This is a genomic window from Bacillus sp. hwrm1 (assembly GCF_040207805.1).
In the GTDB taxonomy this organism is placed as follows: Bacteria; Bacillota; Bacilli; order Bacillales; family Bacillaceae; genus Bacillus; species Bacillus velezensis.
In genome coordinates this window covers 107262-121596 of record NZ_CP157943.1, presented here as the reverse complement: position 1 = coordinate 121596, position 14335 = coordinate 107262, and the positions used below count along the sequence as shown (strand labels likewise).

14 protein-coding genes are annotated in these 14335 nt (G+C 46.5%); 6 read left to right on the top strand and 8 right to left on the bottom strand.

The annotated features are described in order from the left end of the window. Positions 1-33 precede the first annotated feature (33 nt). The 4 genes from ABK447_RS00635 to ABK447_RS00620 all read right to left on the bottom strand — a co-directional run bounded on the left by ABK447_RS00635 (position 34) and on the right by ABK447_RS00620 (position 4336). Positions 34-633: a response regulator transcription factor gene (locus tag ABK447_RS00635; protein WP_007407848.1), complete on the bottom strand. Its 600-nt coding sequence runs from the start codon at positions 631-633 to the stop codon at positions 34-36. Beyond that, positions 630-1766 carry a sensor histidine kinase gene (locus tag ABK447_RS00630; protein ID WP_038460478.1) on the bottom strand — a complete coding sequence of 379 codons (1137 nt, stop codon included), beginning with the start codon at positions 1764-1766 and terminating at the stop codon, positions 630-632. The genes ABK447_RS00635 and ABK447_RS00630 overlap by 4 nt, the downstream gene beginning before the upstream one ends. Before the next feature lie 118 nt (positions 1767-1884). Beyond that, the gene (locus ABK447_RS00625; protein ID WP_038460480.1) at positions 1885-2934 is read right to left on the bottom strand and encodes a fatty acid desaturase; all 1050 of its coding nucleotides are present in this window, start codon (positions 2932-2934) and stop codon (positions 1885-1887) included. A 244-nt stretch (positions 2935-3178) separates the two neighbouring features. Continuing rightward, the gene (locus ABK447_RS00620; protein ID WP_038460482.1) at positions 3179-4336 is read right to left on the bottom strand and encodes a TetR/AcrR family transcriptional regulator; all 1158 of its coding nucleotides are present in this window, start codon (positions 4334-4336) and stop codon (positions 3179-3181) included. Positions 4337-4477: 141 nt separating this feature from the next. Between ABK447_RS00620 and ABK447_RS00615 the strand changes: the two genes are divergently transcribed. Beyond that, the gene (locus ABK447_RS00615; protein ID WP_038460485.1) at positions 4478-5815 is read left to right on the top strand and encodes an aldehyde dehydrogenase family protein; all 1338 of its coding nucleotides are present in this window, start codon (positions 4478-4480) and stop codon (positions 5813-5815) included. Positions 5816-5852: 37 nt separating this feature from the next. Here the strand turns inward: ABK447_RS00615 and ABK447_RS00610 are convergent, their stop codons facing one another. Together ABK447_RS00610 and ABK447_RS00605 are read right to left on the bottom strand one after the other, a co-directional pair. After that, on the bottom strand, positions 5853-7100 hold the full coding sequence (locus tag ABK447_RS00610; RefSeq protein ID WP_033574303.1) for a PQQ-binding-like beta-propeller repeat protein: 1248 nt from the start codon (positions 7098-7100) through the stop codon (positions 5853-5855). A 103-nt stretch (positions 7101-7203) separates the two neighbouring features. Further along, positions 7204-7623, bottom strand: a complete 420-nt coding sequence (locus ABK447_RS00605) for a DUF5391 family protein (protein ID WP_015240917.1) — start codon at positions 7621-7623, stop codon at positions 7204-7206. Between the two features lie 142 nt (positions 7624-7765). Between ABK447_RS00605 and ABK447_RS00600 the strand changes: the two genes are divergently transcribed. The 3 genes from ABK447_RS00600 (at position 7766) to ABK447_RS00590 (ending at position 9847) form a co-directional block, all read left to right on the top strand. Then, positions 7766-8077, top strand: a complete 312-nt coding sequence (locus ABK447_RS00600) for a helix-turn-helix transcriptional regulator (RefSeq protein ID WP_007407855.1) — start codon at positions 7766-7768, stop codon at positions 8075-8077. A gap of 78 nt (positions 8078-8155) precedes the next feature. Then, entirely contained in the window at positions 8156-9322 is a 1167-nt protein-coding gene (locus tag ABK447_RS00595; RefSeq protein ID WP_038460489.1) for an MFS transporter, read from the top strand. A gap of 69 nt (positions 9323-9391) precedes the next feature. Beyond that, complete coding sequence (locus ABK447_RS00590; RefSeq protein WP_014419310.1) at positions 9392-9847, top strand: RDD family protein; 456 nt, start codon at positions 9392-9394, stop codon at positions 9845-9847. Between the two features lie 36 nt (positions 9848-9883). On the opposite strand, the gene ABK447_RS00585 is transcribed toward ABK447_RS00590, so the two are convergent. Continuing rightward, positions 9884-10570 (bottom strand): VOC family protein, encoded by a 687-nt coding sequence (locus ABK447_RS00585; RefSeq protein WP_038460492.1) that lies wholly within the window; start codon positions 10568-10570, stop codon positions 9884-9886. Between the two features lie 298 nt (positions 10571-10868). On the opposite strand from ABK447_RS00585, the gene ahpC reads away from it, so the two are divergent. Then, positions 10869-11432, top strand: coding sequence for an alkyl hydroperoxide reductase subunit C (ahpC, locus tag ABK447_RS00580; protein WP_004393188.1), 564 nt, complete (start codon positions 10869-10871; stop codon positions 11430-11432). A 13-nt stretch (positions 11433-11445) separates the two neighbouring features. After that, entirely contained in the window at positions 11446-12975 is a 1530-nt protein-coding gene (gene ahpF, locus ABK447_RS00575) for an alkyl hydroperoxide reductase subunit F (RefSeq protein ID WP_007614902.1), read from the top strand. Between the two features lie 44 nt (positions 12976-13019). Here the strand turns inward: ahpF and ABK447_RS00570 are convergent, their stop codons facing one another. Beyond that, positions 13020-14252: a Fic family protein gene (locus ABK447_RS00570; RefSeq protein ID WP_038460494.1), complete on the bottom strand. Its 1233-nt coding sequence runs from the start codon at positions 14250-14252 to the stop codon at positions 13020-13022. Positions 14253-14335 lie beyond the last annotated feature (83 nt).

The following is a 14335-nucleotide window of genomic DNA, read 5'->3' as shown; positions in this document are numbered from 1 at the left end:
AAAAAAACACTGGCTGAACAAGCTGAGGGCGGGTTACTTAAACCAGCCCTTTTCTTTTGACCGGGTAATGGCTTCAATTCGATTTTTCACTTCTAATTTATCCAGGATCATCGAAACGTAATTGCGGACTGTGCCGCTTTTGATACTGAGGGCGTTTGCGATTTCTTTCGTGTTTTTTCCGTCTGCGACAAGCTCGAGCACCTCTTTTTCCCGTTCGGTCAGCGGGTTTTCTTCACTATAGATGTCCTCCATTAATTCAGGTGCGTAGACGCGTCTTCCTTTCATGACGCTGCGGATGGCGCTGACGAGCTCATCGCTCGGGCTGTCCTTGAGCATGTACCCGCTGACGCCTGCTTTTAGCGCCCGCTGAAAATAGCCGGAGCGGGCAAAGGTCGTCAAAATGATGATTTTCACACCGCTGTCCTTGAGTTCTTCTGCCGCTTCAAGACCTGATTTCCCGGGCATTTCGATATCCATCAGACAGATGTCGGGCGCATGTTTTTCCACGAAATCGATGGCATCCTGGCCGCTTGTACCTTTGCCGACAACCGTCATATCCTCTTCTAAATTCAACAGCGAACCGAGTGCGCCGAGCAGCATTTGCTGATCCTCGGCAATGAAGATGTTGATCATCTGCTACCATCCTTTTCTTTTGATTTTGAATCATTCGGGATTCTCATGGTCAGCTTTGTTCCGGCGGCTGTATCGATGGCTAAACTGCCGTTTGCGAATTCAAGACGTTCCCTCATTCCAAGCAGGCCGTGCCCCTTTGAAAAAAAGCGGTCTTCTTTGCATTGAAAGCTGCCGTCATCTTCTACCGTAATGACAACCTCTTTCCAAAGCTGCTGAATGGTGATGCGGCATACTTTGGCGCCGCTGTGTTTCACGACATTGGTGACGGCTTCTTTAATGCACATGCTGACGATGTTTTCGTTCAGCAAAGAGATATGTTTTGGCGCTTCTTTTTCTTCATACACAAATTCAATTCCTGCCGCTTCAAGAATTTGCCGAACATTGCCGAGCTCATCCTTCAATCGGATGCCTTTCATCGATGAGACGATTTTTCTGACCTCATTTAAGGAGGTGCGGGCCGTCTGCTGCACGCTTTTCAGCTCAGTGCGGGCCTGTTCAGGGTCCTTGTAAATCAGCTTTCGGGCAAGGTCGCTTTTCAGTCCGATTAAGGAGAGCTTTTGTCCAAGTGTATCGTGAAGGTCCCGGGCGATGCGCTGCCTTTCTTCCAGCTTCACAAGATCGGCGATTCGCTCATTTGCATATTCTAATTTCTCTTCAAGGCGCTCCCGTGCCTTTCTGCTTCGAATGCTGAGCGGGAGCAGGATGGCACTGATCAGTGTAATGACGATAAACGGAATCTGTGTCAAAAACCACTCTTTTTTCAGAACAAGGCTGAAGTTGACGGCAACCGCCGCACTGATGATATGAATGTAATATAAGATGTAAAATGGAACTTTGTCTCGGATATGGCCGATGAAGTAGGCGATAAAGAAGGCGAAATAAATATAACTGAACAGCATGGCTGAGCCGGTCGAAATGCCGATCAGAAGAAGCGCCCATAAGTAAAGCGGCCAGCCTTTTGCAACAAACGCGAAGCGGTATGCGCCAAAGAAAACAAGTGTGAAAATGATGCCGGCCACGATGACAAAGGTAGAAGAGCTTTTAAAAATAAAATAAAAAGGCAAGATGAAAAAAATCATCCATATATAAGGAGAAATCCCATTCAGTTTTTGAAATTTAAAATACTTCTTCATCTTTGTTCCACCTTCTGCTGCTTGTGTCTACCATCACTTTATCAAAACACCGCCTTCATTGCATCCTCACGCATGAAGAGAAGGCTCTTTCTGATAAGAGAAAGAGCCGCGCGTCATATCAGGCATTTTTCTTTAAAGGTTCTTTCGGCACCGGATGGGGCGCCGGTTTTTTCCGCGCCTCCCGAAAGGTGACAAATTGCTTTTCGTCCTCATCCCACAAACGGAATTTCATGGATTCAAGACTTGTTTTAAGCGTAATGGTCGGTACGTTTTTTAAAGGCTCGTGCCCCTCATGAGCGGCTTCCAGCTTGTAGTTCGGCACTTTCGGGCTTAAGTGGTGGACATGATGGTAGCCGATATTGCCCGTCAGCCATTGCAAAAGCTTCGGAAGCTTGTAAAAGGAGCTTCCTTCTACCGCGGCCTGCACATAATCCCAATGCTCATCTGCTTCAAAATAAGAATCCTCAAACGTGTGCTGAACATAAAAGAGCCAGACGCCGATTGACCCCGCAATAAGGAAAATCGGACCCTGAACAAGCAAAAAGTTTTCCCAGCCGAAAAGCAGGCACGTCGCAGCAGCCAATAAGACAATCGCCGCGTTCGTGAAATAGGTGTTCCAGCGCTCCTTGCGGCGGGCGCCTTTTACATTGAAACGGTTTTTAATCAGAAATACGTAAATCGGTCCGAGAATAAACATAATAAACGGATTGCGATAAAGTCTGTAGCGTACTTTTGTCCAAGCTGACGCTTCGTTGTATTCCTTGACGGTCATCATCCAAATATCGCCGGTGCCCCGTTTATCTAAGTTGCTGCTTGTCGCATGATGAATGGAGTGGCTGCGCTGCCATTGAAGGAACGGAAACAGTGTCAGCACACCTGAAATAAACCCGAACAGCCGGTTCAGTTTCTTTTGTTTGAAAAAGGATTGGTGGCAGCAGTCGTGGAAAATAATAAAGATTCTTGTCAAAAATCCCGCTGCTATAACAGTAAAGGCGAGGGTCAGAAGATAGGAGACATTGAGGCTGAAGTAAGCAAGAAACCAAAGGGCAAAAAACGGCACAAACGTGTTGAAAAGCTGATTGACACTATGCTTTGTATCGGCACCGGAAAATGCAGCAACCTGCTTTTTTAAAGATGCTTGTTTTTGAGTTGCGGTGTGATTGGTCATGAATGTCATATCCCCTTTTTTTTATTATGATTCCAAGTATACCGAGGCGCTCGCGGCGGTTGTAGTAGCAGCCATCATGCCCCGAATATGACATTTGTCATGTTTGGCGGCAGAATGCTGATCAGGCGGCATATAGAAGGTTTTTTTATAAGGGGTAAAGCCGGACACTTCATATCGGCACTTCTCAAAAAAAACAGCAAAAAAGAACCCGGCCTGTTTTCGGCTGAGTTCTTTTTCATCATCCTCACAGCAAAATCACCCGATACTTCTTTACATCCAAAAACTGCAGAAACTCCCGGGCCAGCATGTCCGGCGCGTGGTCTTTTCCTTCATGAAGACGATATTGAATCAAACCGGCGAGCATGGACGCGACATAATATGCATAGAGTTTTTTGCCCGCCTGAATGTGCAGGGGCTGATGAAGATAAAACGATTGCAGCGCTCTGAACATTTCCGGAATGACGTCAGGCACTCCGGAGCCCTCTCTCAGAAAATGGACGAGCGGCAGGCCTTCCGACAGTGCCGAAAAGAGACGGACGAGCGCGGCTTCCGCTTCTTCCATGGAGCAATCGGCAGGCTCTCCTTTTACCGTCAATAATCCGATCAGATCCCGGCATGATTGATGGATGATCGTTTTCAGCAATGCTTCTTTGTTGGCGTAATGGTCATAAAAAGTGGCACGGCGGAGGTTGCTTTGACGGGCAATATCGGAAATCGTAATCGCCGCGTACTCTTTTTTTTCTGCCATTAAGCCGATCATGGCTTCTTGCAAGGCCTGCCTCGTCCTTGTCACCCGGCGGTCGGCGGGCTTTTTTTCTTCTTGTTCCGGCACCCGGCGGCCGAACAGCCAGTAAAACCGTTTTTGAGAAATCAAATCCCACACCTGTCCGCTGATCGCTTCCGGGGATGCCCCGGGCTCCTCATTCAGCCAGTACAACACAATGGCATACGTGTATAAAGCGCGGTAATGAATGTACATATCCTGTTCAGTCGGTGAGAAATCCGCATTGACCGGTGACAGCAGCACATCATGCCGGAACACATCTTTTAAAAAAGCATGAAAGTGAAAATAGGGCATTTTATTGCGATCCATCATCGTTTGGAAAAACACCCGATGCCGGTCAACAAAAGACAGGGTCGGATGCACTTTTTGCCATCCGCCATGTAAATGAAGCACATCTTTATTCTTCAGCGAATCATACAGCGCTTCGCTCAGTCCGTCTTTCATTTCTTCCTCTATATCCTCTAAAATCGCATATTTATCTTCGTAATAAAGGTACAGTGTCCCCCGGCTCACACGCGCCCGTTCGGCGATGTCCTTCATGGTCACACGGCGGATATCCCGCTCTCCAAGCATGGCCAAAAGCGCTTGTTTGATGTCAGTTGTCACAGAATCCGGCATAAGAGACACTCCTTTCATTAGACAGATCACCGCAATTTGTACGGTAACGTATAGATGTGTTTACGCTGTCTTTGCCGCAAAAACACATCACATTATAATAGGCCCTGAAGAAACAAAAAAGCAACCAGAGGAGGAAGACCGATGGATCAGCATATAAAAGCAGACATCAAACGCGTCTTTGCGCTTCAGAAAAAAAATCAAAAAACACTGCGTGCTTCAACAGCCGGGCAGCGCAGAGAAAAGCTTCAGCGCTTTTTAGATGCCGTCACCGCACATGAAGAAGAAATCATCGAGGCGATCAGACGGGACGTCCGCAAGCCTTATCATGAGGTAAAAAGAGCGGAAACGCAGGGAACGATTAAGGCGATTAAAGATAATATGAACAATCTCGACACCTGGATGGCGCCGAAACGCGTCGGCTCATCCGTCAGTCCCGACGCTGACGGCGTATTAATGTACGAGCCAAAAGGCCTTACCTTAATTCTCGGCCCATGGAATTATCCGTTTATGCTGACGATGGCTCCGCTTGCGGCTGCCATTGCGGCCGGCAACAGCGCGATTGTGAAGCTGTCCGATTTTACGATGGAGACGAGCCATATCGCCGCGACAGTTATTCGCGAGGCATTTCACGAAGAAGAAGTCGCCATTTTTGAAGGTGAGGTCGATGTCGCCACAGAACTGCTCGACCAGCCGTTTGACCACATTTTCTTCACCGGAAGCACGAATGTCGGTAAAATCGTCATGACGGCAGCGGCGAAGCATTTGTCGTCCGTCACGCTTGAGCTTGGCGGAAAAAGCCCGACGATCATCGACAGCGGCTATGATTTGATGGACGCGGCGAAAAAAATCGCCGTCGGCAAATTTGTCAATGCGGGGCAAACATGTATCGCACCTGACTATCTCCTTATGAAGAAAGAAGTGCAGAACACCTTTACAGATCTCCTGCAAACCATTGTCAATGCAGGTTTTATGGAGGATGATCATACGGTTGACCGCAACAAATTCACGCAGATTGTCAACGACCGCAACTTTAACCGTGTCAAAGCCCTGTATGATGACGCCATTGAAAAAGGGGCGAAGACGGCGTTCGGCGGCGTATTCGATGCGCATGACCGCACGATTTCTCCGACCGTGCTGACAAACGTCACGCCTGATATGAAGATCATGCAGGAAGAAATCTTCGCACCGATTCTGCCGATTATGAATTACGAAGATATCAGTGAAGCCGTTGATTACATCACTGAACGGGACAAGCCGCTTGCCTTGTATGTATTCAGCCATAATCAGGAGCTGATCGATTATGTGCTGCAGCATACGACGTCCGGCAATGCTTCTGTCAATGATGTCGTCGTTCATTTCACTGACGTCAACCTTCCGTTCGGCGGTGTCAATACGAGCGGGATCGGTTCATATCACGGTGTGTACGGCTTTAAAGAATTCTCTCATGAAAAAGGCGTATTTATTCAAGCCTCTAAATAAAAAAAGAATCCGCGCAGATGACGCGGATTCTTTTTTATTATTTTTTTGCCCCGAATGCGAGCAGTTTCGTATAAGTACCGACATAGAGCGTGCCGTCTTCAGCCAGAACCGGGGAGGAAATGACATTGCTGTCTGTTTGATAGCGCCATTTTTCATTACCGTCAGCGTCAACCGCATAGACATTTTTATCGTCAGAACCGAAGTACACATTGCCGTCCGCATCAATCAGCGGCGCCGTTCTCACAGGCCCGTCCGTATAGAAAGACCAGTTCATATTGCCGGTTTTGCTGATGGAAAACAGCTCGCCGCTTCCGGAACCGATATACACATTGCCGTTATGGTCGATCGCTAATGAAGAGCTGGAGAAACCGTTTAACGGGAACGTCCACTTTACAGCACCCGTTGATGTATAGGCGTATAAATTGCCGTCCTGGTTTCCGGCGTAAACGGTGCCGTCTCTATCAATAACCGGATAGCCTTTAAACCCGTTGGACGTCGTTTTTGACCATTTCACTTGGCCTGTTCCGGAATTGATCGCGTAAAAGATATTATTGTACGTTGCCGTATACAGCGTGCCGTTTGACGCTAACACGGGAGCGGAGCCGACCACGCCGTTTGTTTTAAACTTCCACTTTTGCGTCCATGTCGAAGGCGACGTCGGTTTAATCGCATAGATATAGTTATCCAGCGTCGACACATACAGCGTGCCGTCAGAGCCGATAGCCGCATCGGAACTCGGCGCTCCGCTCAACGGAACCGATGTTAAAATGGTTCCGGTTTCTTTGTCGATGAAATATAGTTTTTTATCGTGAGAAGGAAGATAAATGACACCGTTTGTTCCGAGCACCGGAGTCAGCGTATAGGTCGTCCCGAGGTTTTCCGTCACCCATTTCACAGTACCGTCCGGATGATACGCCGTCAGCTTCCCGTCTTTTGATTGAATAAATACGGTGCCGTCCCCATCAACCGCGGCTCCCGCACCGTTTTGAGGATTGGCCGGAACATTCTTTTCCCATTTTAATGCGCCATCGGCAGTGCTTGTAAACCGGCTTTCTCTTGACCAGTTGAACATCGTCGGAGACATCGCCTGCGCGTCATACCGTCCCGCCAAGAAACCGGATGCCGCATGATTTTGTTTAAATGCCGTTTCCGCGGCTTGAGCAGCCGCCGGATGCAGCCATTTTGCCCCCGGCAGATCAGTAACCGCTCCCACAGATAAAGCCGCAGCAACCGCAGCGCCGGCCGCCAATGTTTTCACTCGCAATGAAGCTGTCTTTTTTTTCAATGTCAGTTCCTCCCGTTTCTATTAAAAGCTGCTATACCACTTTGATCATACCATAATTAACCTATGAAATATTTGTATTTTCGGTAGATTTATAGAACAAATGTCACATAGCCTGCTGATGCTTCGGGGATGATCGAAACGCGGCAATATACCACACCACATTGACGATGAAAGCCGCGCCTGACCAAACGAAAAGGCCGTAATAAAGAGACAGCTCCTGCCCTAAGGAAATTGCGGTCAATAACGTCACCAACAAGACAGCCGCGCAAATGATAAGCCCGATTCCGCAAAAAACGGCCATGATGATTTTCATGACACGAATACCGAGAATATACAAAATGAGCGGGACCGCATATATAACAAAGATCTGGCCGACGGCGGCCCACATGCCCGCGGAATTAAAACGATTCGCGTTCGGCCCCGTTTCCGCAAGCGGAGAAAGCGAGACGAGGACCGGCAATAAACAAAACAGCAGAGCGGAAAGCAAGGTCACCGCAACCGCACCTTTTTTCTTTTGATTCATGTGAATATCCTCCTGACAATAACCCGGCTTTTTTACCGGTAATCTGATAATATGTTATATTTTAGCACGATTTTTACTTAATTTGAGAATGTTTTGTCGAAAACGAATTTACAAATCCAGAAAAATAGATATAATAAACGTTATGGAACCGATATTGATTCATAAAGCGCTATCTAACAAAACACGAAGTGATATTATGACGTGGCTTAAACACCCGGAAGACCATTTTGATGAAAGACCTTATCTTGATCAGGGACTCAGTTTCCGCACCGGAATTTGCGTCGGTGATATTCAGGCAAAGTCGGGGCTTGCGCAGTCCGTCATCTCCAGCTACCTGCTGACCATGCAAAAAGCCGGTCTGCTGGAATCCGAACGAATCGGAAAGTGGACCTATTACAGAAGGAATGAAAAACAAATTAAAGCCTTTGCTGACTATGTTCAGCACCAGCTATAACCATGAAAGGAGGGCTTTTTTTGTTCTAACATATCTATTTTTCTGTATATGTAGTTATAAAAGGGGGCATACATAACAATGAAAAAAAGCAGTTCCATCTTCATTCTGTTTTTGGCATTAGGGGTTTTCGGAATTATCACGACCGAAATGGGCATTATCGGCGTTCTTCCGCAAGTGGCGGACAGATTTCATATTTCTGCTTCAAAAGCGGGGTGGCTTGTCAGTATTTTCGCGTTCATCGTCGCTGTGTCGGGACCGTTTTTGACCTTGCTTGCTTCAGGTATAAACCGGAAAGTCATTCTGCTTTTGGCGGTGCTGATGTTTGCCGTTTCAAATGCGGTCTACGCGTATACGGCGCATTTCAGTGTCATGCTGGCGTTTCGGATCATTCCGGCTTTATGCCACCCGGTGTTCTTTTCTGTAGCGCTTGCGGCCGCGGCCCGGCTTGTCCCCGCCGGCCAATCCGGAAAAGCCGTAACGAAAGTCTTTTCAGGCATCACCGCCGGCTTTGCGTTCGGCGTGCCTTTCACGTCTTATCTGGCGGAGCGTCTCTCCCTTGAAGCCGCCTTCTTATTCGGCGCTATCATCAGTCTCATCGCATTCACGGGCATTCTTCTCTTTTTGCCATCCATGCCGGTCACAGAAAAAATGTCTTTCAGAAGTCAGCTCGGCATCCTTCGCAAACCGGCTTTGTGGCTCAATATCGCTGCCGTCACCTGTCTCTTTGCGGCCATGTTTTCTGTCTACAGCTATTTTGCGGAGTACCTCGGACGGGTGTCCCATATGAACGGCACATGGGTCAGCTTCATGCTGATGAGCTTCGGAGTGATTATGATAGCCGGGAATTTCGTCTTCGGCGCTTTGTTATATAAAAATATGAAAAAGACCGTCATCCTGTTTCCGCTTCTTTATACAGCCGCCTACTTGCTCATATACGGGTTTGGGACGTCTTTTGCGCCGATGGCCGTCCTCGTCTTCGTATGGGGCGCCGTTCATTCCGGCGGTCTCATTGTCAGCCAGACATGGCTTACTGCGGAAGCAAAGGAGGCGCCCGAATTCGGCAACAGCCTGTTTGTCTCTTTTTCCAACCTCGGCATCACCATCGGAACGGCGGCGGGCGGCTGGTTTATTTCACATTTGGGAATCCATCAGCTGATGTGGTGCGGCATCATGTTTGCCCTTCTGGCTTTCGGGCTGATCATGGGACGCTTGGCATGGGGAAAGAGGCTGCTCGCAAAAGCTTAAGCTCCGTTGCAAAATCCGGAATGATTACGTATAATATTCCAGATTAAAGCAAGGGAGAGAAAAAGATACATGGAAAGACCGGCAGGATTTTGGATTCGGTTTCTGGCTTACGTCATTGATCAAATCATCATAGGAATTCCGATTTTTATCATTCAATTTATGGTCTCTTTTTTATTTGCGGCAGGCGTTGCGGCGGCTGACCCCTTCATGACCGAAAATCAGTTTAACATCTCTTTTCTGGTGTTCGGCGTCATCCCGATTCTTGCGAGCTCTTTTGTGATCAGTATCTTATATTTCAGCCTGCTCACGGCCTCAAAGATGCAGGGGACACTGGGAAAAGCATTGCTCGGCCTTAAGGTCGTCAATGAGGATGGCGGACGGATATCCATCGGCCAGGCCTTCGGACGCGCTTTCGCATATATCATATCTAAGCTCATTCTTTATATCGGATTCATCATGGGCGCCTTCGGAGAGAAAAAAACGCTGCACGACATCATGTGCAGCACCCGTGTTGTCTATAAATAATGACCTCAAGTCCGGGCCTTTTGAGCCCGGGCTTTTTTATGACGGCTGTGCCCGCCTGATGTCAATGCCGCCCTTTCCGTCAGCCTCAATGCGGATCGTCCCGTTCACAATGACAGACAGCGGATGGAACTCCGCATGCTGATCAGAAAAAATCCAGCGGCGGCCGCTCGGCCCTAAAAGCAAAAACGCCCCATCATTGTAATCACCCATAAAATGAAACCCATTTTCACTAAGAGGCGCATGCTTTCTCACCGGAATGCCGAAACGCTGCAGCTCCCTCCCGGTTGATACGACTTCGGCAGCCGTCAGATTCACCTCGCCGATATTCAGAACGGACTCAATCGAAAAATGTTTCGCGCTTGGCGGCGATGTTTCTCTCGCGATGAATTCCGCCAGATTGTTGGACGGATCTTTGAAATAAAAGGAACGCGCCTGAATATGAGAGAAATACACCTCATCCTCCCCATCTTCCGTTTGAAAAACGACTTTATCCTTTATCCACTCCTTCGCCTCATCAAAACGATTATTCGGAATGTTAAACGCGAAATGATACGTAGGATGAGAGTGAGAATCGGCGCGCCTGAATTCCAACTCACTTTCCCCCGCCTTGATGGTAAACGAATCACCGGACTCATCAATTAAAGAAAAACCTAACACCCGTCCATAGAAGTGTTTCGTCTCCTCCAACGCACAACTGTACAAAGTAATGTTATTTATTTGCATGATCATACCCCCTTTGGTTTATACTGCCATATAGAAGGGTTGATTCCTACTGTTTCGATTCACCAATTGAGAATCCTCCTTTCGCCCGGCGCTAAACATGACAAACAGCGCCAAACCGCTTATACCAGGCGTTTTTAAACATCTAAAGCAAAAAAAGCAGAAAATAATACCCCATATAGCTTGACAAAAAATAAATGTTATTTAATAATCTATATATAATTAGAATTATTATTGAAAGATAAAGTGAATGCTTTGTCTTTTTAATATATTTCAAATCACATTTCAGGAGGAAGATATTATGTCTTTAATCGGAAAAGAAGTACTGCCATTCGAAGCAAAAGCTTTCAAAAACGGTGAATTCATCGATGTAACAAACGAAGATTTGAAAGGTCAATGGAGCGTTTTCTGCTTCTACCCAGCGGATTTCTCTTTCGTTTGCCCGACTGAACTTGAAGATCTTCAAGGACAATACGCTGCACTGAAAGAATTAGGTGTTGAAGTATACTCTGTTTCTACAGATACTCACTTCGTACACAAAGGCTGGCATGACAGCTCTGAAAAAATCGGCAAAATCACTTACGCAATGATCGGTGACCCATCTCAAACGATCTCCCGCAACTTCGACGTTCTTGACGAAGAAACTGGTCTTGCTGACCGCGGAACATTCATCATCGATCCTGATGGCGTTATCCAAACAGTTGAAATCAATGCAGGCGGTATCGGCCGTGACGCAAGCAACCTAGTTAACAAAGTAAAAGCAGCTCAATACGTTCGTCAAAACCCAGGTGAAGTCTGCCCGGCTAAATGGGAAGAAGGCGGCGAAACACTTACACCTAGCCTTGATTTGGTAGGTAAAATCTAAGGAGTGCATTCCATTGGTACTTGATGCAAATATCAAAGCACAATTAAATCAATACATGCAGCTAATTGAGAACGACATTGTTCTCAAAGTAAGCGCCGGTGACGATGACACTTCTAAGGACATGCTGGCTCTCGTTGACGAGCTGGCTTCCATGTCATCTAAAATTTCAGTTGAAAAAACTGAATTAAACAGAACACCGAGCTTCAGCGTTAATCGTACCGGAGAAGACACAGGCGTTACATTCGCCGGTGTTCCTCTCGGCCACGAATTTACATCATTAGTGCTGGCATTGCTTCAAGTCAGCGGCAGAGCGCCTAAGGCTGATCAAAAGGTCATTGACCAGATTAAGAACATCAGCGGAGAATACCGCTTTGAGTCTTATATCAGCCTGACGTGCCACAACTGCCCTGATGTCGTCCAAGCATTAAACATGATGAGCGTGCTCAACCCGAATATCACTCATACAATGATTGACGGCGCAGCATTCAAAGAAGAAGTGGAAAGCAAAAACATCATGGCTGTTCCGACTGTATTCTTAAACGGTGAATCTTTCGGAAGCGGCCGTATGACCATCGAAGAGATTCTCGCAAAAATGGGCAGCGGCGCAGATGCGTCTGAGTTTGCCGACAAAGAGCCGTTTGACGTTCTTGTTGTCGGCGGCGGACCTGCCGGCGCAAGCGCGGCGATCTACACGGCGCGTAAAGGCATCCGCACCGGTGTCGTCGCTGAACGCTTCGGCGGCCAGGTACTCGACACCATGAGCATCGAAAACTTCATCAGCGTTAAAGCGACTGAAGGACCGAAGCTCGCTGCAAGCCTTGAAGAGCACGTGAAAGATTATGATATTGACGTCATGAACCTTCAGCGCGCGAAACGCCTTGAGAAAAAAGACCTCTTCGAACTTGAACTCGAAAACGGCGCTGTACTGAAAAGTAAAACAGTGATCCTTTCAACAGGTGCCCGCTGGCGCAATGTCAACGTACCTGGTGAGCAAGAGTTCAAAAACAAAGGTGTTGCATACTGCCCGCACTGTGACGGACCATTGTTTGAAGGCAAAGACGTAGCCGTTATCGGCGGCGGAAACTCCGGAATCGAAGCGGCGATTGACCTTGCAGGTATCGTCAATCACGTGACTGTGCTGGAGTTCGCGCCTGAACTGAAAGCAGACGAAGTCCTGCAAAAACGTCTTTACAGCCTGCCGAACGTCACTGTGCACAAAAATGCACAAACGAAAGAAATCACAGGCGACCAAAACGTAAACGGCATTACGTTCGTTGACCGTGAAACAGGCGAAGAAAAACACGTTGAACTCCAAGGTGTATTCGTCCAAATCGGCCTCGTGCCTAATACAGAATGGTTAGACGAAACGGTCGAACGCAACCGCATCGGCGAAATCATCGTCGATAAGAGCGGCGCGACAAGCGTTCCCGGCCTATTTGCCGCAGGGGACTGCACAGACGGCCCGTACAACCAAATCATTATCTCCATGGGATCAGGTGCAACTGCCGCTTTAGGCGCATTTGATTATTTGATCCGGAATTAATGTGAAAGCCGCCATATGAATGGCGGCTTTTTTACATATACTAATTAAGAAGGCAGTATTTCCTCTAAACAATCCTCGCTGATTTTATAAGATTTTGGCCTTCTGCTTACCAGCTCAACAAATCCTTGCTGTTCTAAATAATCCATTACTCTGTTAATTTTATGTCTCGAGTTATTTGAGAGCTCCATTAAATCTTGCACCGACAGCGTAACCTGATCATTTACAAATACATTAATCGTGATAATGATATTAAAAATATCACGTTCATCTTTATAATCAGCCCATTGATCGCTATCAATATAGTTCCTAATTCGTTTCAGTTTCATTAAATTAAATTCAAGATCCTCAATAATTCCTTTTTGTCCTGACAGAAGCAATTCCAGCATATCCATTAAATAAAAAGTCAGCTCTCCCCGGTTTAAAGGTGCGGGAATTTCCTCTAATGCCTTATAATACTTATCTTTGTTCTTATTAACTGCGTAAGAAAAAGTGATGGCTGAATATTTTTCTAAATATCGGGACAAATAACTCCCAACGATAAGGCGTCCTGTTCTTCCATTGCCGTCATAAAAAGGATGAATGTATTCATAGTAGTAATGAGCTGTCATGTAACGATACAGCTGGGGATGTGTTTCATCATGAAGATAAGCAATTAAAGCCTCAAGCGCTTCTGTTATCTTCTGTTCAGAATTAACGCCGATATGGGTGGTCATGTTCCCATCGTTCACTTCAACATAGCCTTTTCTGAATAGCTCACCATCCGGCGCATCTTCTGTTCCGATTTCATCTGCGACCAGCTCGTCATATAATTCCCTAAAGTCATGAATGCTTGTAAACGACGGAATTCGGTCTATAAATTGATATGTTTTCATCAATCCGACAAACCGCTTATGTGAGGGCTCGGATTGTTCTAACGCTTTAAGAGCCTCTTTCAATTCTTTTTTTGTACTGCGGATTCCTTCAATTTCATTATTACTCTGTGCTTCATTAATAATTAATTTATCAAAATAAGGTTTGACGGCAAATTCGGGGAGCTGACTGATAAGGGATGAAATTTTGGAACTGTTTAACAACACTTCATTATTCAGCTTCATGAGTTTATGTGTATTCACATAAAATAGCTCAAATGAATCGTCCGTGGGTCGGCCTTTTCGGAACCCCCGTATGTTTAATGATGTTGAATAACTGCCATAGCTGCTTGTTCTCTTTTTAACTTCTTTCTCATATGAATCAGCATCCATTTTATAAAAAAGCTTAGATAACTTCTCATACTTCATATCATCACCTCTCTTAATTTAAAATTATACACTTTTTTAAATTATACAATCATTATAGCCTGATTTCTAACAAATATTCTTGC

Bases quoted from the DNA above. Each gene is read 5' to 3' on its own strand.
- ABK447_RS00600 (WP_007407855.1), top strand. From the start codon at position 7,766: ATGGAACCGATATTGATTCATAAAGCGCTATCTAACAAAACACGAAGT.
- ahpC (WP_004393188.1), top strand. From the start codon at position 10,869: ATGTCTTTAATCGGAAAAGAAGTACTGCCATTCGAAGCAAAAGCTTTC.
- ABK447_RS00595 (WP_038460489.1), top strand. From the start codon at position 8,156: ATGAAAAAAAGCAGTTCCATCTTCATTCTGTTTTTGGCATTAGGGGTT.
- ABK447_RS00620 (WP_038460482.1), bottom strand. From the start codon at position 4,336: ATGCCGGATTCTGTGACAACTGACATCAAACAAGCGCTTTTGGCCATG.
- ABK447_RS00615 (WP_038460485.1), top strand. From the start codon at position 4,478: ATGGATCAGCATATAAAAGCAGACATCAAACGCGTCTTTGCGCTTCAG.
- ABK447_RS00585 (WP_038460492.1), bottom strand. From the start codon at position 10,570: ATGCAAATAAATAACATTACTTTGTACAGTTGTGCGTTGGAGGAGACG.
- ABK447_RS00630 (WP_038460478.1), bottom strand. From the start codon at position 1,766: ATGAAGAAGTATTTTAAATTTCAAAAACTGAATGGGATTTCTCCTTAT.
- ABK447_RS00590 (WP_014419310.1), top strand. From the start codon at position 9,392: ATGGAAAGACCGGCAGGATTTTGGATTCGGTTTCTGGCTTACGTCATT.
- ABK447_RS00635 (WP_007407848.1), bottom strand. From the start codon at position 633: ATGATCAACATCTTCATTGCCGAGGATCAGCAAATGCTGCTCGGCGCA.
- ABK447_RS00625 (WP_038460480.1), bottom strand. From the start codon at position 2,934: ATGACCAATCACACCGCAACTCAAAAACAAGCATCTTTAAAAAAGCAG.
- ABK447_RS00570 (WP_038460494.1), bottom strand. From the start codon at position 14,252: ATGAAGTATGAGAAGTTATCTAAGCTTTTTTATAAAATGGATGCTGAT.
- ABK447_RS00605 (WP_015240917.1), bottom strand. From the start codon at position 7,623: ATGAATCAAAAGAAAAAAGGTGCGGTTGCGGTGACCTTGCTTTCCGCT.